Below are 23,802 nucleotides of genomic sequence, written 5' to 3'. Positions count from 1 at the left end.
CGCACGCTGGAGCGTGCGGGCCATTAAGATGGCTGTTTCAAGGCGATAGAGGTCATCGGTGCAGTACCTGTGGGAGCGAGCTTCTACTCCCACCATTCAGCTGTAGGGTGGGCTTTAGCCCACCAAATCGAAGGTCCGCTATCGCCTTAACGACGACGAACCAGCAGCACCCCTGATTCCATGTGGTGGGTATAGGGGAACTGGTCGAACAGCGCGCAGCGCTCGATGCGGTGGGTGTCGTGCAACTGGGCGATGTTCTGCGCCAGGGTTTCCGGGTTGCAAGAGATGTACAGGATGCGCTCGAAGCGGCGGGTCAGCTCGCAGGTGTCGGTGTCCATGCCGGCACGGGGTGGGTCGACGAACACGCTGCCGAAGTCATAGCTCTTCAGGTCGATCTCGGCCAGGCGACGGAACGGGCGAACCTCGTTGAGCGCTTCGGTCAACTCCTCGGCGGAGAGTCGCACCAGGGTGACGTTGTCGATCGCGTTGTCGGCCAGGTTGGCCAGTGCCGCATTGACCGACGTCTTGCTGATCTCGGTGGCCAGCACCTTGCGCACGCGGGTAGCCAGCGGCAGGGTGAAGTTGCCGTTGCCGCAATACAGTTCCAGCAGATCGTCTTCGCGTTCGCCGAGTACGTCGTAGGCCCAGCCCAGCATCTTCTGGCACACCTCGCCATTGGGCTGGGTGAAGGCTCCCTCTGGCTGGCGGTAGCGGAAGGTACGGCCAGCCACGTCCAGTCGTTCTTCCACATAGGGGCGTCCAACCACGATGCGTTTGCCCCGCGAACGGCCGACGATGCTCACATCCAGCTCGTCGGCGAGCACTTTGGCGGCAGCCTCCCAGGCATCGTCCAGAGGGCGGTGGTAGCAGAGGGTGATCAGCGCATCGCCGGTCAGGGTGGTGAGGAACTCCACCTGGAACAGCTTGAAGCCCAGCGTCTGGCTGGCCTGCCAGGCGGCCTTGAGGCGCGGCATCAGCGCATTGATGCGCAGGCTGGCGATGGGGAAGTCTTCGAAGAAGATCGGACTGTGCTTGTCACCGGCTTCGAACATCGCGTAGTGACGATTCTCGCTGCCGGCTTCGCGCCACAGGCGGAATTCGGTACGCAGGCGGTAGTACTCGCGCGGCGATTCGAACACCTCGGGCTCCGGGGCGGCGAAGGGCGCCAGCAGCTCCACCAGGCGAGCCTTTTTCTCGGCGAGTTGGGCGTCGTAGGCGGCGGGGTCGAATGCGGGACGGCTCATCGGTCACTCGTACGGCAGGAAAACGGGGCGCCATTGTAGCGATTCCGTTGCCGGCGTGCCGTCACCGTCGATCATCTGCGCTGCGTGACGCGGAGCGTCCGGGGAGGCGTTCCCACGCAGAGCGTGGGAACGATCGATGCATTACCTGTGGGAGCTACATGACCGATCGGGTGGCAGTGAGCGGCGTAGGGTGGGCTTCAGCCCACCGATGAGCGAATGCCTGATCGGAGGCGAAATCTCAGAACAACGCCAGCTTGATCACGCAGAAGATAGCCAGCGCCACCAACATGCCATTGAGTTCACGGAAACGCCCGGCCAGGGTCTTGGCGGCGACCCAGGTGATGAAGCCGAAGGCGATGCCGGTAGCGATCGAGTAGGTCAGTGGCATCGCCAGGGCGGTGACTACCACGGGGGCGGCCACGGTGATGTCGCTCCATTCGATCTCGGCCATGCCGGAAGCCATCAGCACGGCGACGAACAGCAGCGCTGGCGCGGTGGCGAAGGCTGGCACGCTGCCGGCCAGCGGAGCGAAGAACAGGGCGAACAGGAACAGGATGGCGACCACGATGGCGGTCAGCCCGGTGCGCCCGCCAGCGCTGACGCCAGCCGCCGATTCGATGTAGCTGGTGGTGGTCGAGGTACCCAGCAGCGAGCCGCCCAGGGCTGCAGTGCTGTCGGCGATCAGGGCGCGGCCCATCTTCGGCAGGTGACCGTCCTTGCGCATCAGCCCGGCTTTCTTGGCCACGGCGATCAGGGTGCCGGAGTTGTCGAACAGGTCGACGAACAGGAAGGCGAAGATCACGCTGATCAGGCCGACATCCAGCGCCCCGGCAATATCCAGCTGCATGAAGGTCGGTGCCAGGGAGGGCGGCATCGACACCAGGCCGCCGAACTCGCTGACCCCGAGCAGAATGCTCAGCCCGGTGACCACCAGGATGCTGATCAGCACCGCGCCGGTGATGCGCAGCGCCTCCATGCCGATGATCAGAAAGAAACCGAGAATCGCCAGCAGTGCCGCGGGCGAGCCCAGATCGCCGAGACCGACCATGGTCGCCGGGTTGGCGGCGACGATGCCGGCGTTCTGCAGGGCGATCAGTGCCAGGAACAGGCCGATGCCAGCGGCAATGGCGGAACGCAGCTCCAGCGGAATGCTGTTGATGATCCATTCGCGGATCTTGAAGATCGACAGCAGAAAGAACAGGCACGCCGACAGGAACACCGCACCCAGTGCGACCTGCCAGGTGTGGCCCATGCCCATCACCACGGTATAGGTGAAGAAGGCGTTGAGGCCCATGCCCGGTGCCAGCGCGATCGGGTAATTGGCGATCAGGCCCATCACCGCGGAACCGAAAGCGGCCGCCAGGCAGGTGGCGACGAACACCGCGCCCTTGTCCATGCCCGTTTCGCCGAGGATGCTCGGGTTGACGAACAGGATGTAGGCCATGGTCAGGAAGGTCGTGACCCCCGCGAGTATTTCGGTGCGCACGTTGGTGTTGTGCGCTTTGAGTTGGAACAGTCTTTCCAGCATGAGGGGCTCCGAGGGGCAGCGGACGCGTGTTGATAGGTGCAGAACCCAGGCGAAGCACTTCACATGCCAAGGATTGCCGGTTCTCGAAAGCGCGGCATCATAGCAGTTCGTTTGCAGGCTGGAATCATGCCCGAACGGACAGATTCGTCCGGGCATTGGTAGCGGCAAACGTGTGGTGATACCGGCCGTTGGTCTCGCTGCCTGTGGGAGCGCGCCATGCGCGCGAAAGTGGGCGTCCCCGCCCGCTCCCACCATGATCACCGGCCGGCCGCTCTTGCCGTTCTACCGCCCTTGCGGTTTTTCGTCACCCACCAGCGGATCATGGATACGGTCGCGGCTCGACAGCGCCGGGAACAGTTTGATCCACAACACGCTGATGGCGATGGCGCCGACGCCGCCCATCAGCACGGCCGGTACGGTGCCGAACCAGGCGGCGCTGACGCCGGCGCGGAAGTCGCCGAGCTGGTTGGAGGCGCCGATGAACAGGCTGTTCACCGCGCCAACCCGGCCGCGCATCTCGTCCGGCGTTTGCAGTTGCACGAAGGCACCGCGGATCACCATGCTGACCATATCCGCCGCGCCGAGCAGCACCAGGGTCGCCAGGCTGAACCACAGCGAGGTGGACAGCCCGAAACCGATGGTCGCCACGCCGAAAATCGCCACCGAACCGAGAATCACCGGGCCGACCCGCCGCTCGATGGGATGGCGCGCCAGGTAGATCGACATCAGCAGTGCACCTACGGCCGGCGCCGACCGCAGCAGGCCGAGGCCCCAGGGGCCGGTGAGCAGGATGTCCTTGGCGAACACCGGCAGCAGCGCGGTGGCGCCGCCGAGCAGCACGGCGAACATGTCCATGGAGATGGCGCCGAACACTTCCGGGCGGCTGCGGATGAAGCGGAAGCCGGCCAGCAGCGATTCCACCGAGATTTTCTGCTTCAGCGGCTTCTGCTGCGACGGCAGGCTGAGCATCAGGGCCATGGCGATCATGTACAGCACCAGCGCGGGGCCGTATACCCAGGCCGGTGCCACCGCGTAGAGCACGCCGCCGAGGGCGGGGGAGACGATGGTCGCGGTCTGCATCGCCGAGCTGGAGGCGGCCACGGCGGCAGGGAACAGGCCGGGCGGCACGATGTTCGGCAGCAGTGCCTGGGTGGTGGGCATCTCGAAGGCCCGTGCCGTGCCCATCATGAAGGCAATGAGGAAGATCATCTCGCGGGTCAGGCTGCTCGTGCTGCTGCCGATCAGCAGGGTGATGGCGACTGCAGCCTGGCCGCACTGGCACAGCGCCGCGACCTTGCGACGGTCGAAACGGTCGGCGACGTGGCCGGTCAGCAGGATGAAGAGGATCTTCGGCAGGAACTCCACCAAACCGACCAGGCCCAGATCGAGCACGTTGCCGGTGAGGCTGTACATTTGCCAGCCGATGGCCACGGTGAGCATCTGAAAGCCGCTGGCGGTGAACACCCGCGCCAGCCAGAAGCGAATGAAGGGCGTGTGATGACGCAGCAGCAACTGACCATGAACGGACATTGGAATACTTAGGCGGCTAACGGTGGCCGCCCAGACTAGCACGTCCTCTGTAACATTTGGATGCAAGAAGCTTCAGGCCGCGACGAGGGGCAGCTGGCCGAGGTTCACCCCGCCCAGGACGGGATGTTTCGAGGCTCTAGCGAATCAGACCGCTGAGTAGCCACAAACCGAGGAACAGCCAGATCAGCCCGGCGATCACCGAGCCGCGCATGAACGAGCGTACGGCGCTGTAGAGCAGGATCAGGCCGATCAGCAGCACGCCGATGCTGAGCAGCGACGGGGTCACGCCCAGCGCCCCGGACATGCCATCGATGAAGCTCGCCACCGCGCCACCCAGCAGGGCGATCACGCCGCTCAGGGCATCGACGATGAAGCGGATGAACGAACCGAACGCCTCACCGAGGGATTCGAAAAAGCCTTCTACGCGCATGGACAGATTCCTGGAAAACAGAGGAGACGGTCAGAAATGGCCGGGAGCGATTGCCGACGTCGCTTGCGACGGGGCAACCAGGTAGGGGGCCACAAAACCGCCGTGCTGGCATATTGGGCTGCCTGCCGGTGGTGGAGTTCCCGGAGTTTGCAGATGGCGTATTGGCCCGATTGCCTGGCGCCGCGCCCTGGTGCTGAAGATCAGCCCTCGAGCATCGTCTTGATCTTGCTCGCCAAGGCCTCGAACGAGAACGGCTTGGCGATCATCTCCATGCCGCTGCTCAGGTAGCCGTCGCGCACCTCGGCACCCTCGGCGTAGCCGGTGGCGAACAGCACCTTGAGGTTCGGCTGTCGATAGCGTGCGGCGTCGGCGAGCTGACGGCCGTTCATGCCGGGCAGGCCGACATCGGTGAGCAGCAGGTCGAGCGGCCAGTGCTGTTCGAGCAGGCTCAAAGCGCTCTGCGCGTCGCCAGCCTGAATCAGCTGGTAGCCGAGCTCTTCGAGTACCTCGACGATCAGCATGCGCACCACCTTGTCATCCTCCACCACCAGAATCCGCTCGCCGGTGCCCCGTGGCGCTGGCAGCGGTGCGGTGTGGGTTGGCTCGGCCGGCGCGACGTGCAGGCGTGGCAGGTAGAGGTTCAGGGTGGTGCCGCGGTCGACCTGGCTTTCCAGTTGCAGGTAGCCGCCGGTCTGCTTCACGAAGCCATAGACCATCGACAGACCCAGGCCGGTGCCCTGGCCGATCGGTTTGGTGGTGAAGAATGGCTCGAAGGCGTGGCGAATGATCTCCTGGGACATGCCGCAGCCGGTGTCGCTGACCGCCAGCAGCAGGTAGTCGCCAGCGGGCACCTGGTGGTTCTTCGCGTCCGCCTCTCTGAGCTGCGTATTGCGGGTCTCGACGCGCAGCGTGCCGCCGTCGGGCATGGCGTCACGGGCGTTGATGGCCAGGTTGATCAGCGCATTTTCCAGTTGATGACCATCGCTGCGGGTCGGCCACAGGTCCTCGGCCAGCTGGATTTCCAGTTTGATCTGCTCACCCAGGGTTCGGGTCAGCAGTTCCTTGATGGCCTGCACCAGGGCATTGACCTCCACCGGACGCATGTCCAGCGACTGACGGCGGGCGAAGGCCAGCAGGCGGTGGGTCAGTGAGGCGCCGCGGTTGGCCGAGGCGATGGCAGCCTCGACGAACCTCATCAGTACCGGGTTTTCAGCGGCCGGCAGTTTGCGCTGGATCAGCTCCAGGCTGCCGAGAATACCTGCCAGCAGGTTGTTGAAGTCGTGGGCGATACCGCCCGTGAGCTGACCGATGGCTTCCATCTTCTGCGCCTGGCGCAGCAGTTCCTCGGCCTGGGTGCGCTGCAGCACCGCTTCGCTGACACGCTCTTCGAGGTTCTGGGTCAACTGGCGCAGGGCCAATTCGGTCTGCTTGTGCTTTTCGATATCGATCAGCACGCCGGGGAAACGCAGGGGTGTGCCATCCGCCGCCAGTTCGCAGTGGCCGTTCGCTTCGGTCCAGCGGTAACTGCCGTCTGGCTGCAGCAGGCGGTATTCGGCACGGTAGTCGCCGCCCGTCTGCATGGTCCGCGCGATCAAGGCTTCAACCCTGGAGCGGTCGTCCGGGTGGATGGCCGGCGTAACGCGTTCCAGCTTCATGCCCTGGCGGGCTTCCTGCGGGTCGATGGAGAAGACCCGGGCGAATCGCTCATCGCCGCTGACGCTGTCGTTGGGAACGTCCCATACCCAGGTGCCAAGCACTGCGCCGGCATTCAGCGCCAGTTCGATACGCTCGTTGGCCGTGCGCAACTCGGCTTCGGCCTGGGCCCGTTGCTGGGTGGCGACCATCTGTTGGGTGGTTTCCACCGCGATGCACATCATGCCGTGCGAGTTGCCCTGGGCATCGAGCAGCGGGTTGAAGTACAGGTTCATCCAGGCATCGTCCTGCAGGCCCGGGCGGCGCAGCGGCAGGTAGAGGTTTTCCTGGGATATCGATTTGCCCGCCAGGCCCGTGGCGATCACGTGGCGGTTCCAATCGGCGATCTCCGGCCAGGCCTCTTCGGCGGGCACACCGAAGATTTCCGGGTGGCGCAGGCCCGCGAAGGTCGCGTAGGCGTCGTTGTAGATCAGCACGCCACTCGGCCCGCACAGCAGCACAATGGGCGTTGGCGAGGAGAGGATCAGGCGCGTGCTGCTGACCAGCACGTCCGGCCACTGGTTGATCGGGCCGAGCGAAGTGGCGGCCCAATCGAAGCGTCGGATGATATCGACGGTGTCACCGGACTGGCCGGCAAACAGGCAGGATTCTGAGGGCATGATCTAGGTCGCGAGCAGTGGTCGGGACAGGCTAGCGCAACGGCGCCACCCGTGCATGGAGCGCCGTTGCGCCGTGACCGATGGCAAGGGCTTGCCACCAGTCGCAGGCTGCGTATTCAGCTGGACTTGCAGCTGGCGAAGGCATACTGGAGCTTTTCCGCCAGTTCTTCGCTGCGATAAGGCTTCTGCACGATGAAGGCTTCATCGGCGTCAAGCCCGCCCAGTTCGGCATAGCCGGTAACGAACACCACCGGCAATGCCGGGTAACGCTGGCGAGCGATCTGCGCCAGTTCGGCGCCGTTCATGCCAGGCATGGCGAAATCTGCCAGCAGCAGGTCGATTTCGCCGTCGAGCTTGCTCAGGGCCTGCGCACCGCTTTCCGCTTCGCGTACCTGATAGCCCAGGGCATCCAGCGTCAGTGCGGTAACTTCGCGTACGCGTGGATCGTCATCGACGAGCAGAATCGTCCGTTGTGCACCATGTTCGGCAACCGGTAGCGGTTGGCTGGAGATGGCATCATCGGGCTGTATGACGTTGCGCAGGCCCGGCAGGTATACCTTGACCGTGGTGCCAACGCCCATTTCCGTGAGGATGCGGGCGCCCCCACCCGACTGTTTGGCAAAACCGAACACCTGGGCCAGGCCAAGACCCGAGCCCTTGCCGATCTCCTTGGTGGTGAAGAAGGGTTCGAAGGCTTTGGCCAGCACCGCCTCGCTCATGCCGCTACCGGAATCCTGGACCGACAGCACCACGTAGTCGCCGGGCTCCGGGTCTTCCGGGCGGCGTGGCGTCTCGGTGATGACCTCGTTGCTGGTGCCCAGGCGCAGCGTGCCGCCTATCACCATGGCATCACGGGCATTGATCGCCAGATTGAGGATGATCAGTTCGATCTGCGTCGGGTCGACCCGTGCGTGCCACAGGCCGGGTTCGGTCGTGGTTTCGATCAGTACGCTGCCGCCCAGGGTGCTCTTGAGCAGTTCCAGCATGCCGAGCACGGTTTCGCCCAGGTTGACCGCTTCCGGCACCAGGCGCTGGCGCCGCGAGAAGGCCAGCAACTGGCCGGTGAGCTTGGCGCCGCGCTCGCCGGCATCGGTGATGTTCTGCAGACGGTTGCGGGCCTTGTCCAGGTTGCCCTTTTCCAGGTCGCGGATCAGGAAGCTGGTGCTGGTCAGCACCACCGTCAGCAGGTTGTTGAAGTCGTGGGCAACGCCGGCGGTGAGCTGGCCGACCGCCTCGAGGCGCTGCATCTGTTGCAGGGTCGCCTCGACGCGTTCGCGTTCGGCGATCTGTTCGCGCAACTGCTGGTTGGTCGCGGCCAGCTCTTCCACTACCGCCCGTTCATGGGTGATGTCGCGCACCGCAGCGTAGAGCAGGTCGTCGTCGCGCACCAGAATCCAGGACAGCCAGTGGTAGTCGCCATTGGCATGGCGCACGCGGTTGACGAAGCGTACCGATACGTTCTCCGAGGTCACTTGCTCGATCTGTTGCAGGGTGTCGGTGAGGTCTTCGGGATGCACCAACTCCCAGAGCGGCCCCTGGATCAGTTCCTGACGCGACCAGCCGAGGGTTTGTTCCCAGGCCGGGTTGAGCGCGCTGGGATGCATGTCGAAGCGCAGCACCGCGAGCAGGTCACGAGACAGCTCCCAGTTGCGGTCACGCTCGCGGGTACGCTTCTCGACGCGCTCACCGAGCATGTCGTTGAGGCGCAGCAGGGCTTCGTTGGCCTGCTTCTGTTCGGTGATGTCATGCAGCACACCGAGGAAGCGCGTGCAGGTGCCCTGGTCGAAAAAAGCCTGACCGCGGGCGGAAATCCAGCGTTCGCTACCATTGCTCAAGGGCAGGCGGAATTCGGCCTGGAACTCGTTGCCGGTGTCTTTGGACAGCGCTTCGGCAACCTGTTTGCGCAACTGCAGGCGATCATCGGGGTGGCAGCGCTCGTAGAAGACCGCCATGCCGACGTCATCGTCCGCATCCAGCTCATAGAGCGCCCTGCAGCGTTCGTCCCAGATCATGCTGTCGGTCGCTGGCACGTAATCCCACATGCCCATGCGTGCTGCACCAATGGCCATTCGGGCGCGGGCTTCGACCGCTTGCAGGGTATCTTCAACGCGCCTGCGTTCATGGCGCTCGTTGACCTCGGCCATGGCCCGGTCGATGGCCTTGGGCAGGAATGGCAGATTCTGCTTGAGCACGTAATCGACGGCACCGAGGCGCATCATCTCCACGGCGTGTTCTTCACCGAACATACCGGACAGGAAAATGAAGGGCGTTTGTGGTGCCAGGCGGCGCGCCACTTCCAGTGCCTGAGCCCCTGACGATCCCGGCAGCAGGTAGTCGGAAAGAATCAGGTCGAAGCTGTCTTTCTGCAGTGCGAGTTCGGCCGCCTGATGGTCATAGACCAGAGTGCTGTCGACCAACAGTCCATTGCGTTCCAGCGCTAGCAGGGCCAGTTCCGCATCACGCGGACTGTCTTCGATGAACAGCAGTTTCAGGGGCTCGAGCGGCATGGAATGGGTCGTCAGTTACTGTCTGGAGTAGGCCCGCGCTTCAAGCGAAAGCGTATTGATCGTCAGTCGCCGTCGGATTCCGACTCGGTCTCTGAACTGCGTCGGTGCAGACGCAGCGAGCCAGGAGGCGGCTCGTTGAGCACCGCCCAGAATACACCGAGATCGGAAATCGCAGACACGAAGGCCTTGAATTCGACCGGCTTGACCACGTAAGCGTTCACGTTCAATTCGTAGGCACGCTGCAAGTCAGGGCCTTCACGCGAGGAGGTGAGCATGACGATGGGAATGCTGCGCAATTCAGACGATTCGCGAACCGTCTCCAGCACTTGCAAGCCGTCCACCTTGGGCAGCTTGAGGTCGAGCATCATGATCGCCGGATTGCCGGGCAGGCGGTCGGCATGGGCGCCGCGACGAAACAGATAATCCAGCGCCTCGGCGCCGTCACGCATGACGATCACGTCATTGGCCAGTTGACTACGCTCCAGCGCGATCAGCGTCAGTTCCAGATCGTGGGGGTTGTCTTCGACCAACAAAATCGGTTTGAGCATTCAAGTCCTCTTCCCGTCAAGAAAGCGCGGGGTGGTGGCGTTTGGGTAACGCGAAGTAAAAGGTGGCGCCCTGGTCAATTGTGCCCTCTGCCCAGACTCTACCATCGTGGCGCTCGATTATACGTCGTACGCTGGCCAGGCCTATGCCTGTGCCTTCGAATTCTTCCATGCGGTGCAGGCGCTGGAAAACCCCGAACAGTTTGTCGGCGTACTCCATATTGAAGCCGACGCCATTGTCGCGTACGAACACCACGACCTCGTCATCGTCCTCCTGGGCGCCGATGACGATCACCGCCGGATTGCGATCACGACTGTACTTGATGGCGTTGGCCAGCAGATTGCGCAGTGCCAGGTGCAGAAACACAGCGTCGGCGATCACCATCGGTAGTGGTCGCACGTGCCATTCCAGGTTGCGTCCTTGGTAGTCTGGCTTCATCTCCTCGCGAATCGAGTCGACCAGAGCCTGCAGGTTGACGTCGGAGAAGCGCAACGCCGAGCGGCCCATCTGCGAGAAGCTCAGCAGGTTGTCCACCAGGGTGCCGGCAAACCGAGCCGACTCGCTGATGTGATCGAGGAAGCGCACGCCGCGCTCCGACAGGTTGCTACCTTCGAAATCACCGAGCAGCTCCGCATAACCGGCGATATGCCGCAGTGGCGCGCGCAGGTCGTGGGAGACGCTGTAGGAAAAGGCCTCCAGTTCCTTGTTGGATTTCTTCAGGTCGCTGGCCAGTTGGGCCATTTCCTCGGCTTTGCGCAGTACGATGCCAAGCACCGCGTTGCGCAGCTCCAGCGCGCTTTCCGGTTCCTGTGCGTGCCAGGGGGTGGAAAAACCACCGATGTCTTCCTGCCAGCGCGCAAAGCTGTTGCGCGGGTTGAGCACGCCGCTGGAGCTGATCGACTTCTCTGGCTTGCCAGCCCAGGTGACGATGCGCGTCTGCTCCGGCTTGAACCAGATCAGGTAATGCGAGTGCAGCTCGGAGATGGCGACGGCCAACAGGCCGCCGACATGTTTGGCGAGCCCAGGCAGCTCCGGAATGTCGCGACTGACGTTGTCGGTCTGGAACAGGTCTTCGCCGGTTCGTGCACCTAACCAGTGCACCAGCGCGTTGACCTGGTCGCGTGGCGGCGTTTGCCCAAGCAGGTCGCAACGCGACGCGGAAATGATCGCTCCCCCACTGGCCTGGGCGAAGTTCAAGAAGGTATCGGGCAGTGACAGCAACCCGTCGCTGATACTGTCGCGGTCGGCCATGGCAGAGAGCATCTGCACGATCTGCTGGCGCAACTGCAGCAGATGCTGGGTGCGCGCCTGAGCGATCTTCGCTTCGACCTGCAGCGACAACATGCGCCCCAGCAGCTCACAGGCGGTGCGGGTCTGGAAACCCACCGAGCGGGCTTCGGCATGGTGGCAGGAGATCAACCCCCAGAGCTGCCCTTCGACCACGATGGAAATCGACATCGAAGCGATGGTCTGCATGTTGCGCATGTACTGCAGGTGCACCGGCGACACGCTGCGCAGCGCGGCGTAGCTCAGATCCAGTGGTTTGCCGGTCAGCGGGTTGAGCGCCGGGCGCAGTGGCGACGGCTGGTAGTTGGCATCCTCGATCACCCGAATGCGGTTGCCGACGTACAGGGCGCGCGCCTGGGGCGGAATGTCTGCGGCAGGAAAGCTCAGGCCGAGGTAGCTCGGATAACCCGGGTCGACACGTTCGGCGAGCACCAGGCCATTGCCCTCGGCATCGAAGCTGTAGGCCTTGACCCGGCCGAAACCGGTGATGCGTTTGACTTCGTCGACCGACAGGCGGCACAGCTCGTCGACATCGTCAGCGTCCTGCAAATGGCCGATGAAGGTGCGCACCACCGGATAGAGGTTGTTGTAGGCCGCGATCACGTTGCTGGTCGGCTCGAACTCGGCGATCAGCACGCCGTCGTAGCGGTGCACCATCATGGCGATCAACTGGCCGTTGCGACTGCCCTCACGGAACCGCACGTCGCCGACGTGGAATGGCGTGGTTTCATCGTGAGACAGCTGCTCCAGGCGCTCGGCGAGCATGGCGCTGTCTTCGAGCAATGCGTCCAGATGCCGGCCCAGCAACTGATCGGGATCCACGCCCAGCCATTCGGCGACGTTCTCGCTCACTTGCAGCACCGTCAGCGCCTGCTCGTGGAACACCATCAGAAATCCCTGGGGCTGGATGCTGCCGGGAATATGGATGGGTTCCTTGGCGCAGTTGGCGATGGCGCTGCTCAATGAAGTGATGGTTTCGCTGGACGCCAAGATGTTCTCCTTCGGTTCCAGGCCGGTCTGCATGAGCGGTCTCGAGGGCGGATGCGTTGGGAGGCAGGGACGCCGCGGTCGCCAGGGGCAATGGCGCCATGAAGTTCTCTGCACGTATGTAGTTCCCTGCACAGTCAGTCTGCACGGTCTCGCAGGCCGGGTAAACCGTAATGCGGGGGAGCGCGGGTTGCGTCACTGCGCGCAGAATGCCGGGCGGCGAGGAACTTTGCATGCGCGCGTGCCTCTCAAAGCGGTCCCCGTCTTATCGACGGACTGCAACATTCTCCAGGCAGACTGCCTGCATCCGTGAACTCGAGAATCGCCATGATATCTGCTGCCAAGCGGGCCTTTTCCCGTCTGCCCGTCCTGCGCCCGTGGGCGTGGCTGCTGTTGTTGATCCTGCTCGTTGCCGGCTATCAGATGCGCGCTCTGCACCTGGACGACCGCCTCTATTACTGGCTGACCACCCCAGCGATCTCGCAATGGGCACCGAACAGCCTGCTTTCCCACAGGTACAAGGTCCAGATCGACGCCAAGGTGGTCGGTGGCGTCAGCGATAACCTCTCGGCCCTGAGCTACGACGACCAGCGCGACCAGTTGTGGGCGGTGCTCAACAACCCCGAAGAACTGTTGGCCATGAGCAAGGATGGCGAAGTGCTCGCGCGTTACCCGCTGAGTGGCTTCAGCGATGTCGAGGGCGTGACCTACCTGGGCGATGGCATGCTGCTGCTCGCCGAAGAACGCGAGCATGCGCTGGTGGTGGTGCCTGTACCGGAACGCGCCGGGGCGCTGTTTCGCGAGGACTATCGCGCCCTGACGCTGGGCATCCAGCGTGACGGCAATCAGGGCTTCGAAGGGGTGGGTTACGACCGGGCGCGGGATCGGCTGTTCGTGGTCAAGGAGCATTCGCCCATGAAGCTCTACGAAATCCGCGGTTTCAAAAGCAGCGTGAAGGGTAATTTCGGCCTTGAAATCATCGATCACGACGACTGGATCCGCGATTCGGTATTCGCGTCCGATCTGTCGTCCGTTCACTTCGACGAACACACCGGCAACCTGGCGCTGCTCAGCGACGAGTCGAAGCGGATCATGGAGCTGGATGGCGAAAGTGGTGAACTGATCGGTTTCCGTACCCTGGACAGCGACTTCGCCGGCCTCGGAAAGGCCGTGCCTCAGGGCGAAGGCATGACCTTCGACGATCAAGGCAACCTCTATATCGTCAGCGAACCCAACCTGTTCTACCGTTTCGGGCGCGGTTAGCCCGGCAAGGACATTTCAGCGCAGGCGCCGCGCCCCCGGGCGAAGGGAGCGGGTGGCGCCAACTGGATACTGCCTCGGCGGCCCTAGCGCGGTGGATACTGGCTCAGCACCCGGCCCACGGTTTCACGGATCACCGTCTCGCGCTGGGCGGGGTTGCCCTCGTCATTGCGCATGATGCGCTCGTCGCTGCCGCGCCAGACCAGTTTGCCGTCCTTGGCATCGAACAGGTCGATCTGCACCGTCGCGACCTTGTAATCGACGGTACGGGTTTCATTGTAGGCGGGGCCGCCCCAGTAATTACCCCAGTAGCCGCCGAAGCCGCCACCAAATCCGGTGCTGACCTGCTGCTGGCGTTGATCGACGATCAACCACACCTGTACATGCAGATCGCCCGAGGCCCCGGCCGCAGCAGGACGCAGGCCGCGCTGGTCGAGCTGCCCGCTCACTGCGCTGCGCAGACGCTGCTCGGTCAGGTCGCTGCGAACACGCGGATCATCGGGTTTGTACTGCACGGCCGGCTCCTGCCAGCTCCAGCTGCGGTAGCCGGCGAAGTCGCGGCTGGCATCGAAGTCACGGTTGATCTGCTGGCTCTGGCAGGCGCCCAGCAGCAACAGGACGGGGATCAACAGCAAAGGCAGGCGGCGCATAAGAGTTCTCCTGAATCGGTCAGAAAGCGGGGGTCATGCTGGGGGGTATTCGCCAAGAGCGTCGCTGACCGCCTTGCGCAGGGCCTCGGCGCGTTCGGATTGGCTGCCGCTGCTGCGCATTTCCGCCTGCCCGCTCCACACCTGTTCCCCGCTGCGGCCGTCGAAGAAGTCGATACGCACCACCACGATTTCTTCTTCATAGGTTCTGGTCAGCGGTACGCGGGCGCCCACACCGACACCGTTGCCGTAATAGCCGCGGTTGCCGTAACTGCCATAACCGCCTCCATAGTAGGGGTCGTAGCTATCGGCGACCTGGCGTACGCGGCGCTCGAGGCGAGTGTCCGTGCGCACCTTGAGGTCGGCCGCAGCGTTGCCCTGGGCGGGGCGCAGGCCGCGCTGATCGAGGGCATTGTTGAGCGCATCCTGGACCAGGTCCGCGCTGGCCCAGGCGCTGCCGGCCGGACGCTGCTGCCAGGCCCAGCTACGGTAGGCCGCATAGTCACGGGGCGCGGCGGGGTAGGCACTGCGGTCGAAGTGTTGGGCTGCACCTGGCGGGGCCGGTGGCATCGGCACGGAGTCCGTGGTGTACGGGTTCTGGCTCTGGCAGGCCGCCAGGGCAGTGGTGAGCAGCAATAACGCGATGCGTTTCATGGCGGTTCTCCTGGCAGAGCAGGCGTTCAGCGTGGCCGACAGATCCAGTGCAGGTAGCGTCCGAGTCCGGCGAAGGCCGGGTGACGACGGTGTGCCAGTTCCATTTCCAGCAGGTCGGCGAGGGCCGCCCTGGCCTGGAATTCCCGTGGCATGTAATCGTGGAAGACTCTTACCCCGCTCTCCACTTCGACCCGCCAGTGAGCGGCAAGTTGCGACTTCAGTTCGCGTGGATCGAGGGGCCGCTGTGGCGTCAGGCTCTGCTTTTCGCCGGCGAACTCTTCCTTGCGCAACTTGCGCAGATGGCCCTTGAGCAGGTTGCGGTAGATCAGCGCATCCTTGTTGTAAAAGGCCAGCGAAAGCCAGCCATCCGGCGCGGTCAGGCCATGCAGAGTCGGGAGAATGGCGGCCGGTTCGGCCAGCCATTCGAGCACCGCATGGCAGATGACCAGGTCGAAGGGCGCCGCGAAGCGCCCCGGCAGTTCCTGCCACGGCGCGTGAAGGAAGGTTGCCTCGACACCCGCCTCGGCGAAGCGCTCGCGGGCGCCAGCCAGCATGGGCTCGGCTGGCTCGGCCAGGGTTACCTGATGGCCGCGCTCGGCCAGCCACAGGGCCATGTGGCCAAGCCCGGCTCCGACGTCGAGCACCCGCAGTGGGCGCTCGGGCAGCGTCTCGCTGAGGTCGGCCTGCAGCACGGCGAGGCGGATAGCGCCCTTGGCGCCGCCATAGATCTTTTCGGCGAAGCGGGTCGCCAGCTCGTCGAAGTGACGGTCACTCATCAGCTGAACCGCCGTTCGCTGTCGGCCAGCTTGGCGCGGACCACCTGTTCCATGTCCAGGCCCAGCTCGCTGCACAGCAGGAGCAGATAAAGCACCACGTCACCGACTTCCTGCCCGGCATGCTCGAGCTTGTCGGCCGGCAGGCTGCGCGACTGATCCTCGCTGAGCCACTGGAATATCTCCACCAGCTCGGCCATTTCCACGCTGGCCGCCATGGCCAGGTTCTTCGGCGCGTGGAACTGGCGCCAGTCGTTGCGATCACGGATGGCGTGCAGGCGAGCGGTGAGTTCGGCGATATTCATGCGGTGCCCCCAGGCGATAGCCGCACATTCTTTCACGACGCTTATATGACCTGCCAGTACCCGGCCAAATGCGGCACATCCTCTTTGCCGAGCAGATCGAACTGGCCTTCGGCCGCGGGCAGGCTGGCGCGCATGCGGATGCTGCTCGGCAGCAGCACCGGTTTCTGGAAGCGCACTTCGACGCTGTACCCCGAGGCCGGCAGGTGCGCCTGCAGCGCCGCCAGGGCCCGCGCCTTGTTCCAGAGACCGTGGGCGATGGCGCGTGGGAAGCCAAAGGGTTTGGCGGTCAGTGCCGACAGGTGGATGGGGTTGTAGTCGCCGGAGATTCGCGCATAGCGGCGGCCGATGTTGGCAGGCGCCTGCCATTGAGTCAGCTCGTCCATCGGCAGGCTGGCAGGGTCGCTGCGCCCGACCGTCTGGCCGTCCAGTTTCATGCCTCGGCAGAGCAGGCGGCTGTCACCTTCCCAGAGCAGCCCGAGCTGGTCCTCGAGGCGGGTGATGACACTGAATACCGCACCCTTGTCATGGGGCGCCAGGTTGCTGGTCTCCACGCTCAGGGTAAAAGGGCCCAGCCCGGCGAGCTGGCGAATCACCCTGATACGATTTTCCAGGTGCACCAGGCCGAGCAGGGGAAAGGGAAAGTCGGCTTCGGTGAGCAGCTTCATCTGCAGCGCGAAAGCCAGCACGTGGGGGTAGGTGGCAGGCAGCCGGGCATCGTCGGCAAATCCGCACAACTGGCGATAGCGGGCCAGGTGGCTGGGGTCGACACTGACCTGGCAGCGCAGCCCTCGATGCGGCAGCACCTTGCCGGTGATACCACGACGCATCGCCGCGCGCAGGAGCAGGCCAGGCAGAGCCGGCGGGGTGTGCAGATCGAGCCATTCGGTTGCCATCGTGCGCTCCGGTGCAAAGTGGAATTCAGCGTACTTTCGCCGAGATTTAGGACAGTAGCCAGCCTGTATTGGTGCCCGCCGCGCTTGGGCCGGGCGCAAATCTTCAAAGCCGCCTACGCTTGTCGTCATTCAGCCAGGCAAGGAAGACGCCAGCATGCATGAAATTACCCGGCGGGCTGCGCCCTGATGCGGTCGATCACCGATACGCCGCAGCTCTCATACCTGCTCAATCCGCTGCTGCGACGCTCGTTGGGCGAAGCGCGCCTGGACCTGGTCAGCCAGGTGCATGAGCTGATCGATCAGTTACTCGCCGAAGGTGCCACCCTCGAGCAGGTCGCCACGCGCCTGCAGATGCCCGCCCGACGGCTTCGTGAGCAACTGTCGCAGGCCAATGTGCGCTTCAACGACATGGTCAACGATCGTCGTAGCCAGTTGGCCAAACGCCTGTTGCTGGAGACCGACGAGCGCATCGAGCTGATCGCCGAACGCACCGGGTTTTCCGAGCCCAGCACCTTCTACCGCGCGTTCAAGCGCTGGGTCGGCGAAACGCCGGTGGAGTTTCGCCGCCGCGGCCGGCTGCAGGCAGCCGAGCGCGGCCCAGTCTGATCAGGCACCCAGCAGGCTCTGCCCGCATACCCGCAACACCTGACCACTGACCGCGCCGGAACCGGGCTGGGCGAACCAGGCCACGGCTTCGGCGACATCCTGAGGCAGGCCGCCCTGATTCATGGCGTTCATGCGCCGGCCGGCCTCGCGGATGGTGAAGGGGATGGCGGCGGTCATGCTCGTTTCGATGAAGCCCGGGGCCACGGCGTTGATGCTGATGCCACGTTCGGCCAGCGTCGGCGCCCAGCTTTGCGCCAGGCCGATCAGCCCGGCCTTGCTGGTTGCATAGTTGGTCTGCCCGACGTTACCGGCGATGCCGCTCAGCGATGCGATCAGCACCACTCGGCCGTTATCGCGCAGGGTACCGGCTTGCAGCAGGGCATCGGTGAGCTGCTGCGGTGCGCGCAGGTTGACGTCGATCACCGACTCCCAGAGCCCCTCGCTCATCTTCGCCAGGGTCTTGTCACGGGTGATACCTGCGTTGTGCACGACGATATCCACCCCGTGCGGCAGGGCCTCGACCAGTTTCGCGGGCGCGTCGTCGGCGCATATATCCAGCGCCAGGCTGCGTCCGCCGAGGCGCGAGGCCAGGGCATCGAGGGCATCCTTGGCCTGGGGTACGTCCAGCAGCAAAACTTCGGCGCCGTCGCGCGCCAGGGTTTCGGCGATGGCGGCGCCGATACCACGGCTGGCGCCAGTGACCAGTGCGGTGTTGCCGGCCAGTGGGCGGGTCCAGTCGTTGACCTGCTGCGCGTAGGGCTGAAGGCGCAGTACCTGGGCCGACACATAGGCGCTCTTGGGCGAAAGCAGGAAGCGCAGGGCGCCCTCCAGCTGATCTTGCGCACCCTGATCGACGTGCAGCAGTTGCACGGTGCCGCCACGGCGGATCTCCTTGGCCAGGGAGCGGGTGAAGCCCTCCAGGGCACGCTGCACGCTGGACGCCTGAGGATCGTCGAGCGTCTGCGGGGCGCGACCGAGCACCACCACGTGTGGGCAGCGACCGAGGTTCTTCAGGGCAGGCTGGAAGAACTGACGCAGGGCATCGAGCTCCTCGAAGCGGCTCAGGCCACTGGCATCGAACACCAGCCCCTTGAGCTTCGGGCCATGCTCGGCGGTCCAGCGCGGCAGGCCGTACTGGTCATCGAGAGCGGCGAAGGTTTCGTCGGTCAGGCGGCTGGCGAAGGCTGCCACCGCAGCGCCCAGGTCGCCGTTACCGCCGATCAGCAACGCACCTTCCAGAGGCCTGTTGCGGCCCGCCACCCAGCGTTCCAGAGGCAGCGGAGCGGGCAGCCCGAGCGCGCCGACCAGGCGGCGTCCGGTAGGCGTATTGGCGAAGTTGAGGTAGCGATCGGACATGGAACAGACTCCAGGGCAGAAACTCAAAGAGGTTGACCACTGTACGCCATCACTCGTTTCATGCATCGACAGCAGCCCAATAACCGGCCACCGTGTCGGTGAATCGGCACCCTAAAGTGCCGCAGAATATTACCCGCAAGGAGCCGTACATGAGCCTGCCGCGCCGGGTCGCCATCGTTGGTGGCAACCGTATTCCCTTCGCCCGCTCCAATACCGCCTACGCCACGGCCAGCAACCAGGCCATGCTCACCAGCGCGCTGGAGGGCCTGATCGAGCGCTACAACCTGCACGGCGAGCGCCTTGGCGAAGTGGTCGCAGGGGCGGTGCTCAAGCACTCGCGGGACTTCAACCTGACCCGCGAATGCGTACTCGGCTCGCGCCTGGCCCCCGAAACCCCGGCCTACGACCTGCAACAGGCCTGCGGCACCGGGCTCGAAGCCGCGCTGCTGGTGGCCAACAAGATTGCCCTGGGGCAGATCGAAAGCGGTATCGCCGGTGGCGTGGACACCACCTCGGATGCGCCCATCGGCGTCAACGAAGGCCTGCGCAAGATCCTGTTACAAGCCAATCGCGGCAAGAGCACCGGCGACAAGATCAAGGCGCTGCTGCAGCTGCGTCCACGGCACCTGGCGCCCTCGCTACCGCGCAATGGCGAGCCGCGCACCGGCTTGTCCATGGGCCAGCATTGCGAGCTGATGGCGCAGCACTGGGCCATCCCGCGTGACGAGCAGGATCAGTTGGCCGTGGAGAGCCACCGCAAGCTCGCTGCCGCCTACGCCGAAGGCTGGCAGGACGATTTGCTGACGCCGTTTCTCGGCCTGACCCGTGACCAGAACCTGCGCCCCGATATCGACCTGGCCAAGCTGGCCACCCTCAAGCCCGTGTTCGAGCGTGGCCAGCGCGGCACCCTGACCGCAGCCAACTCGACACCGCTGACCGATGGTGCGTCGTTGGTCCTGCTTGCCAGCGAAGAATGGGCCAAGGCCCGTGGTCTGCCGATTCTTGCCTACTGGCGCGATGGCGAGGCGGCGGCGGTGGATTTCGTCAAAGGCAACGAGGGGCTGTTGATGGCGCCGGTGTATGCGGTGCCGCGCTTGCTGGCGCGCAATGGCCTCACGCTGCAGGATTTCGACTACTACGAAATCCACGAAGCCTTCGCCGCTCAGGTGCTGTGCACGCTCAAGGCCTGGGAGGACGCCGACTATTGCCGCAGCAAGCTGGGTCTGCAACAGCCGCTGGGCGGCATCGACCGTGCGAAGCTCAACATCAAGGGCAGCTCCCTGGCGGCTGGCCACCCGTTCGCAGCGACGGGTGGGCGCATCGTCGCCAACCTGGCCAAGCTGCTATCGGTGGCCGGCGAAGGCCGTGGCCTGATCTCCATTTGCGCCGCCGGTGGCCAGGGCGTTACCGCGATTCTGGAGCGCTGAGTCGGCCGACCAGGGCGACCGGCTGGCCGATCAATCCTCGCGCCGCGTCGTCTTGGCTTCGGCCTCGAGCAAGGCGGCCTTGCGTGCCACGCCCCAGCGGTAGCCGCCGAGGCTGCCATCGGCTGCGGTGACGCGGTGGCAGGGCACCAGCAGGCCCAGCGGATTGCTGGAGCAGGCTCGGGCGATGGCCCGTGGGTGGCTGCCCAGGTTGGCGGCCAGTTGTCCGTAGGTTCGCGTCTGACCCATTGGGATGGCCCGCAGGGCCTGCCATACCTGCTGCTGAAACGCCGTGCCTTGCAGATCCAGCGGCAGGCAGGCAGCGCGTGCCGGTTCCTCGAGCTGCATCAGCACCGCGTTCAGCCACTCCTCCAGTGCCTTGTCGTCACGCTGCAGCGTTGCCGCAGGAAAGCGCTGACGCAGCTCCGCCTCCACCGCGTTCGCGGATTCGCCGAACAACAGGGCGCAGAGGCCAGTGTCGCTGCTCGCCACCAGCAGGTAGCCCAGTGGGCAGGGCGCCACTGCCATGCGCAGCGATTCCCCGGCGGCACCTTTGCGTCGGCTGGCCGCGCTCACCCCATCGGCCCGCTCGTAGAGTGCGCGGGTACTGGAGTAACCGCTGTTCAGCGCAGCATCGAGCAGCGAACCGGCCTGGGGCAGTTCGAGCGCCAGGCGCTCACGCTGGCGGGCGCTGCCCCAGGCCTTGGGGGTCATCCCGGTACGTGCCTTGAAGGCTCTGGCCAGGTGCGACGGTGACACGCCGATGCGCGCGGCAAGTGCTTGCAGAGTCGGTGGTCTTTCCGCTTCGTCGAGCAGGCGGCAGGCTGCAGTCACCAGCGCGTCGAGCTGCTCGGCCAGGCTGCTGCCCCGGGGAGAGCAGCGTTTACAGGGCCGATACCCCGCCGCCTCGGCGTGTGCGGGCGTGGCATGGAAACTGACGTTCTCGCGCCTTGGCCGGCGTGCCGGACAGCTGGGGCGGCAGTAGATGCCGGTCGAGCGCACGGCGAAGACGAATTCACCGTCCTGCGTGGCATCGCGTTCGCATACGGCTTGCCAGTGGCGTTCTTCCGACATGTTCATCTCCTGTAACAGACACTGGATTGTCGGTATCGACCAGATTACGCGCCAGTGCCAATCACGCTTTCAAAGTGTATGAGTCGGCACATTTTCCATAGAGACTGTGCGCTGCCCGAGGATTGCCGTATAAAAGGGCCGCATAGCCCATTGAGGACCCTAATAAAAGCTGATGAAGACGCCAAAACGCATTGAGCCCCTGGTCGAAGACGGCCTGGTGGACGAGGTGATTCGCCCTTTGATGAGCGGCAAGGAAGCAGCGGTCTATGTTGTGCGTTGCGGTACCGAGTTGCGTTGCGCCAAGGTCTACAAGGAAGCCAACAAGCGGGGTTTCCGCCAGGCCGCCGAGTATCAGGAAGGTCGCAAGGTACGCAACAGCCGTGACGCGCGGGCTATGGCCAAGGGCTCCAAGTATGGTCGCAAGGGGCAGGAAGACGCCTGGCAGAACGCCGAGGTGGCAGCCCTGTTTCGTCTGGCCAGCGCCGGGGTCCGGGTGCCGAAACCCTATGACTTTCTCGAGGGTGTGCTGCTTATGGAACTGGTCGGGGACGGCGAGGGTGGCGTAGCGCCGCGCCTCAACGACGTCGACCTGCACCCCGAAGACGCCCGTGAATTCCACGCTTTCATGATCGAAGAAATCGTCAAGATGCTCTGCGCCGGCCTGGTGCATGGCGACTTGTCCGAATTCAACGTGCTGCTTGGCCCGGAAGGCCCGGTGATCATCGACCTGCCCCAGGCGGTGGATGCGGCCGGCAACAACCACGCCTTCAAGATGCTCGAGCGTGATGTCGGCAACATGGCCGCCTATTTCGGCCAGTTCGCACCGGAGCTCAAGTTCACCAAGTACGCCAAGGAAATGTGGGCGCTCTACGAAGACGGCAAGCTGACGCCGGATAGCGTGCTGACCGGGGAGTTCGATGACCCCGAGGACGAGGCCGACGTCGACGCCGTGTTGCGTGAAATCAAGGCCGCCCTGGCCGATGAGGCACGTCGTCAGGCCGCGCTCAACGCCGAGGACGAGCCCAAGGACCAGGAGCCGCCTCCGCCCTGGGAGCGGTGAGTGAGCTTGGTGCAGTGATGGGCTGAAGCGGATCGCCGCCCGGCCCACTCTGTACGGCTGCGATCCATCGAGGGAGCGGGCCGCGCCCGCGATTTCGCGCGCATGGCGCGCTCCCACAAGGTAGTGCGCTGAAGGGCGGTCTGCCTGATGGATGAACATCGACCCTGCGCCCGCTGACCTGTCTGGAGAACCGCAGGGAACGGCCGTTTTGCAATCCACTGTGGGAGCGGGCCATGCCCGCGATTTCGCGCGCATGGCGCGCTCCCACAGGTACTGCGCCGAAGGGTGGCTCGCAGGATGAGTGAACATCCATCATGCGTCCGCGAATCTGGCTGAAGAATCGCAGGGAACGGCGGTTCCGCGATCCACTGTGGGAGCGGGCCGCGCCCGCGATTTCGCGCGCATGGCGCGCTCCCACAAGTTGATGCGCTGAAGGGCAGCTCGCGGGATGAGTGAACATCCATCCTGCGCCCGCGAACCGGCCTGAAGAATCGCAGGGACCGGCGGTTCCGCGATCCACTGTGGGAGCGGGCCGCGCCCGCGATTTCGCGCGCATGGCGCGCTTCCACAGGTACTGCGCCGAAGGGCAGCTCGCAGGATGGGTGAACATCCATCATGCGCCCGCGAACCTGCCTGAAGAATCGCAGGAAACGGCGGTTCCGCGATCCACTGTGGGAGCGGGCCGCGCCCGCGATTTCGCGCGCATGGCGCGCTCCCACAAGTTGGTGCGCTGAAGGGCGATCCGCCTGATGGATGAACATCGACCCTGCGCCCGCTGACCTATCTGAAGAATCGCAGGGAACGGCGGTTCTGCGATCCACTGTGGGAGCGGGCCATGCCCGCGATTTCGCGCGCATGGCGCGCTCCCACAAGGTAGTGCGCTGAAGGGCAGCTCGCAGGATGGCTGAACATCCATCATGCGCCTGCGAATCTGGCTGAAGAATCGCAGGGAACGGCGGTTCCGCGATCCACTGTGGGAGCGGGCCGCGCCCGCGATTTCGCGCGCATGGCGCGCTCCCACAAGGTACTGCGCCGAAGGGCAGCTCGCAGGATGAGTGAACATCCATCCTGCGCCCTAGGACCGGCCTGGAGAATCGCAGGGAACGGCGGTTCCGCGATCCACTGTGGGAGCGGGCCGTGCCCGCGATTTCGCGCGCATGGCGCGCTCCCACAGGTTGGTGCGCTGAAGGGTGGTCCGCCTGATTGATGAACATCGATCCTGCGCCCGCTGACCTGTCTGGAGAACCGCAAGGAACGGCCGTTTTGCAATCCACTGTGGGAGCGGGCCATGCCCGCGATTTCGCGCGCATGGCGCGCTCCCACAAGTTGGTGCGCTGAAGGGCGGTCCGCCTGATTGATGAACCTCGACCCTGCGCCCG

At 64.6% G+C, this 23,802-nt stretch carries 18 protein-coding genes and 1 pseudogene; 4 read left to right on the top strand and 15 right to left on the bottom strand.

From position 1 onward, the window contains the following. Positions 1-146 precede the first annotated feature (146 nt). From trmA to QRN22_RS20815, 8 genes are all read right to left on the bottom strand, one after another. Positions 147-1,244 (bottom strand): tRNA (uridine(54)-C5)-methyltransferase TrmA, encoded by a 1,098-nt coding sequence (gene trmA / locus QRN22_RS20850; protein WP_042556783.1) that lies wholly within the window; start codon positions 1,242-1,244, stop codon positions 147-149. Between the two features lie 238 nt (positions 1,245-1,482). Next, positions 1,483-2,772: an NCS2 family permease gene (locus QRN22_RS20845; protein WP_042556784.1), complete on the bottom strand. Its 1,290-nt coding sequence runs from the start codon at positions 2,770-2,772 to the stop codon at positions 1,483-1,485. A gap of 282 nt (positions 2,773-3,054) precedes the next feature. After that, complete coding sequence (locus tag QRN22_RS20840) at positions 3,055-4,302, bottom strand: MFS transporter (protein ID WP_042556785.1); 1,248 nt, start codon at positions 4,300-4,302, stop codon at positions 3,055-3,057. Between the two features lie 136 nt (positions 4,303-4,438). Beyond that, positions 4,439-4,732 (bottom strand): hypothetical protein, encoded by a 294-nt coding sequence (locus QRN22_RS20835; RefSeq protein WP_042556786.1) that lies wholly within the window; start codon positions 4,730-4,732, stop codon positions 4,439-4,441. A 200-nt stretch (positions 4,733-4,932) separates the two neighbouring features. After that, complete coding sequence (locus tag QRN22_RS20830) at positions 4,933-7,044, bottom strand: ATP-binding protein (protein ID WP_042556787.1); 2,112 nt, start codon at positions 7,042-7,044, stop codon at positions 4,933-4,935. Between the two features lie 116 nt (positions 7,045-7,160). Continuing rightward, positions 7,161-9,551, bottom strand: coding sequence for a PAS domain-containing hybrid sensor histidine kinase/response regulator (locus tag QRN22_RS20825; protein WP_042556788.1), 2,391 nt, complete (start codon positions 9,549-9,551; stop codon positions 7,161-7,163). Positions 9,552-9,613: 62 nt separating this feature from the next. After that, positions 9,614-10,099, bottom strand: coding sequence for a response regulator (locus QRN22_RS20820; protein WP_042556789.1), 486 nt, complete (start codon positions 10,097-10,099; stop codon positions 9,614-9,616). Positions 10,100-10,115: 16 nt separating this feature from the next. Then, on the bottom strand, positions 10,116-12,407 hold the full coding sequence (locus QRN22_RS20815; RefSeq protein ID WP_082045935.1) for an ATP-binding protein: 2,292 nt from the start codon (positions 12,405-12,407) through the stop codon (positions 10,116-10,118). Between the two features lie 291 nt (positions 12,408-12,698). Between QRN22_RS20815 and QRN22_RS20810 the strand changes: the two genes are divergently transcribed. Further along, on the top strand, positions 12,699-13,634 hold the full coding sequence (locus QRN22_RS20810) for an SdiA-regulated domain-containing protein (protein WP_042556790.1): 936 nt from the start codon (positions 12,699-12,701) through the stop codon (positions 13,632-13,634). A gap of 83 nt (positions 13,635-13,717) precedes the next feature. On the opposite strand, the gene QRN22_RS20805 is transcribed toward QRN22_RS20810, so the two are convergent. The 5 genes from QRN22_RS20805 to QRN22_RS20785 are packed head-to-tail and all read right to left on the bottom strand — an operon-like array spanning position 13,718 to position 16,903. Then, positions 13,718-14,281 carry a DUF4136 domain-containing protein gene (locus QRN22_RS20805; RefSeq protein ID WP_042556791.1) on the bottom strand — a complete coding sequence of 188 codons (564 nt, stop codon included), beginning with the start codon at positions 14,279-14,281 and terminating at the stop codon, positions 13,718-13,720. A gap of 33 nt (positions 14,282-14,314) precedes the next feature. Continuing rightward, positions 14,315-14,932, bottom strand: coding sequence for a DUF4136 domain-containing protein (locus tag QRN22_RS20800; RefSeq protein WP_042556792.1), 618 nt, complete (start codon positions 14,930-14,932; stop codon positions 14,315-14,317). Between the two features lie 26 nt (positions 14,933-14,958). Next, on the bottom strand, positions 14,959-15,708 hold the full coding sequence (locus QRN22_RS20795; RefSeq protein ID WP_042556793.1) for a methyltransferase domain-containing protein: 750 nt from the start codon (positions 15,706-15,708) through the stop codon (positions 14,959-14,961). Continuing rightward, positions 15,708-16,010, bottom strand: a complete 303-nt coding sequence (locus QRN22_RS20790; RefSeq protein WP_042556794.1) for a MazG-like family protein — start codon at positions 16,008-16,010, stop codon at positions 15,708-15,710. The genes QRN22_RS20795 and QRN22_RS20790 overlap by 1 nt, the downstream gene beginning before the upstream one ends. A gap of 41 nt (positions 16,011-16,051) precedes the next feature. Next, entirely contained in the window at positions 16,052-16,903 is an 852-nt protein-coding gene (locus QRN22_RS20785) for a MaoC family dehydratase (protein ID WP_042556795.1), read from the bottom strand. Positions 16,904-17,137: 234 nt separating this feature from the next. On the opposite strand from QRN22_RS20785, the pseudogene QRN22_RS20780 reads away from it, so the two are divergent. Continuing rightward, positions 17,138-17,509, top strand: a pseudogene (locus QRN22_RS20780) (helix-turn-helix transcriptional regulator); the annotation flags it as partial. On the opposite strand, the gene QRN22_RS20775 reads toward QRN22_RS20780, so the two are convergent. After that, positions 17,510-18,865 carry a 3-oxoacyl-ACP reductase gene (locus tag QRN22_RS20775; protein ID WP_042556796.1) on the bottom strand — a complete coding sequence of 452 codons (1,356 nt, stop codon included), beginning with the start codon at positions 18,863-18,865 and terminating at the stop codon, positions 17,510-17,512. A 149-nt stretch (positions 18,866-19,014) separates the two neighbouring features. Here QRN22_RS20775 and QRN22_RS20770 point away from each other — a divergent pair, with 149 nt between their 5' ends. Next, the gene (locus tag QRN22_RS20770; RefSeq protein WP_042556797.1) at positions 19,015-20,292 is read left to right on the top strand and encodes an acetyl-CoA C-acetyltransferase; all 1,278 of its coding nucleotides are present in this window, start codon (positions 19,015-19,017) and stop codon (positions 20,290-20,292) included. Between the two features lie 30 nt (positions 20,293-20,322). Here QRN22_RS20770 and ada read toward each other — a convergent pair whose 3' ends face one another. After that, positions 20,323-21,363: a bifunctional DNA-binding transcriptional regulator/O6-methylguanine-DNA methyltransferase Ada gene (ada, locus tag QRN22_RS20765; RefSeq protein WP_042556798.1), complete on the bottom strand. Its 1,041-nt coding sequence runs from the start codon at positions 21,361-21,363 to the stop codon at positions 20,323-20,325. 172 nt (positions 21,364-21,535) lie between these two features. Here ada and QRN22_RS20760 point away from each other — a divergent pair, with 172 nt between their 5' ends. Beyond that, positions 21,536-22,423 carry a PA4780 family RIO1-like protein kinase gene (locus QRN22_RS20760; RefSeq protein ID WP_042556799.1) on the top strand — a complete coding sequence of 296 codons (888 nt, stop codon included), beginning with the start codon at positions 21,536-21,538 and terminating at the stop codon, positions 22,421-22,423. The last annotated feature ends 1,379 nt before the right edge of the window (positions 22,424-23,802 follow it).

The organism is Pseudomonas sp. MEJ086, assembly GCF_030209025.1.
In the GTDB taxonomy this organism is placed as follows: Bacteria; Pseudomonadota; Gammaproteobacteria; order Pseudomonadales; family Pseudomonadaceae; genus Aquipseudomonas; species Aquipseudomonas fulva_A.
Note: the sequence above shows the minus strand (reverse complement) of the source record. Positions and strands in the feature narration are given on the sequence as shown.

What these genes read in the sequence shown, in the direction of transcription:
- trmA (WP_042556783.1), bottom strand. Translation starts at nt 1,244, where the DNA reads ATGAGCCGTCCCGCATTCGACCCCGCCGCCTACGACGCCCAACTCGCC.
- QRN22_RS20845 (WP_042556784.1), bottom strand. Translation starts at nt 2,772, where the DNA reads ATGCTGGAAAGACTGTTCCAACTCAAAGCGCACAACACCAACGTGCGC.
- QRN22_RS20840 (WP_042556785.1), bottom strand. Translation starts at nt 4,302, where the DNA reads ATGTCCGTTCATGGTCAGTTGCTGCTGCGTCATCACACGCCCTTCATT.
- QRN22_RS20835 (WP_042556786.1), bottom strand. Translation starts at nt 4,732, where the DNA reads ATGCGCGTAGAAGGCTTTTTCGAATCCCTCGGTGAGGCGTTCGGTTCG.
- QRN22_RS20830 (WP_042556787.1), bottom strand. Translation starts at nt 7,044, where the DNA reads ATGCCCTCAGAATCCTGCCTGTTTGCCGGCCAGTCCGGTGACACCGTC.
- QRN22_RS20825 (WP_042556788.1), bottom strand. Translation starts at nt 9,551, where the DNA reads ATGCCGCTCGAGCCCCTGAAACTGCTGTTCATCGAAGACAGTCCGCGT.
- QRN22_RS20820 (WP_042556789.1), bottom strand. Translation starts at nt 10,099, where the DNA reads ATGCTCAAACCGATTTTGTTGGTCGAAGACAACCCCCACGATCTGGAA.
- QRN22_RS20815 (WP_082045935.1), bottom strand. Translation starts at nt 12,407, where the DNA reads ATGCAGACCGGCCTGGAACCGAAGGAGAACATCTTGGCGTCCAGCGAA.
- QRN22_RS20810 (WP_042556790.1), top strand. Translation starts at nt 12,699, where the DNA reads ATGATATCTGCTGCCAAGCGGGCCTTTTCCCGTCTGCCCGTCCTGCGC.
- QRN22_RS20805 (WP_042556791.1), bottom strand. Translation starts at nt 14,281, where the DNA reads ATGCGCCGCCTGCCTTTGCTGTTGATCCCCGTCCTGTTGCTGCTGGGC.
- QRN22_RS20800 (WP_042556792.1), bottom strand. Translation starts at nt 14,932, where the DNA reads ATGAAACGCATCGCGTTATTGCTGCTCACCACTGCCCTGGCGGCCTGC.
- QRN22_RS20795 (WP_042556793.1), bottom strand. Translation starts at nt 15,708, where the DNA reads ATGAGTGACCGTCACTTCGACGAGCTGGCGACCCGCTTCGCCGAAAAG.
- QRN22_RS20790 (WP_042556794.1), bottom strand. Translation starts at nt 16,010, where the DNA reads ATGAATATCGCCGAACTCACCGCTCGCCTGCACGCCATCCGTGATCGC.
- QRN22_RS20785 (WP_042556795.1), bottom strand. Translation starts at nt 16,903, where the DNA reads ATGGCAACCGAATGGCTCGATCTGCACACCCCGCCGGCTCTGCCTGGC.
- QRN22_RS20775 (WP_042556796.1), bottom strand. Translation starts at nt 18,865, where the DNA reads ATGTCCGATCGCTACCTCAACTTCGCCAATACGCCTACCGGACGCCGC.
- QRN22_RS20770 (WP_042556797.1), top strand. Translation starts at nt 19,015, where the DNA reads ATGAGCCTGCCGCGCCGGGTCGCCATCGTTGGTGGCAACCGTATTCCC.
- ada (WP_042556798.1), bottom strand. Translation starts at nt 21,363, where the DNA reads ATGTCGGAAGAACGCCACTGGCAAGCCGTATGCGAACGCGATGCCACG.
- QRN22_RS20760 (WP_042556799.1), top strand. Translation starts at nt 21,536, where the DNA reads ATGAAGACGCCAAAACGCATTGAGCCCCTGGTCGAAGACGGCCTGGTG.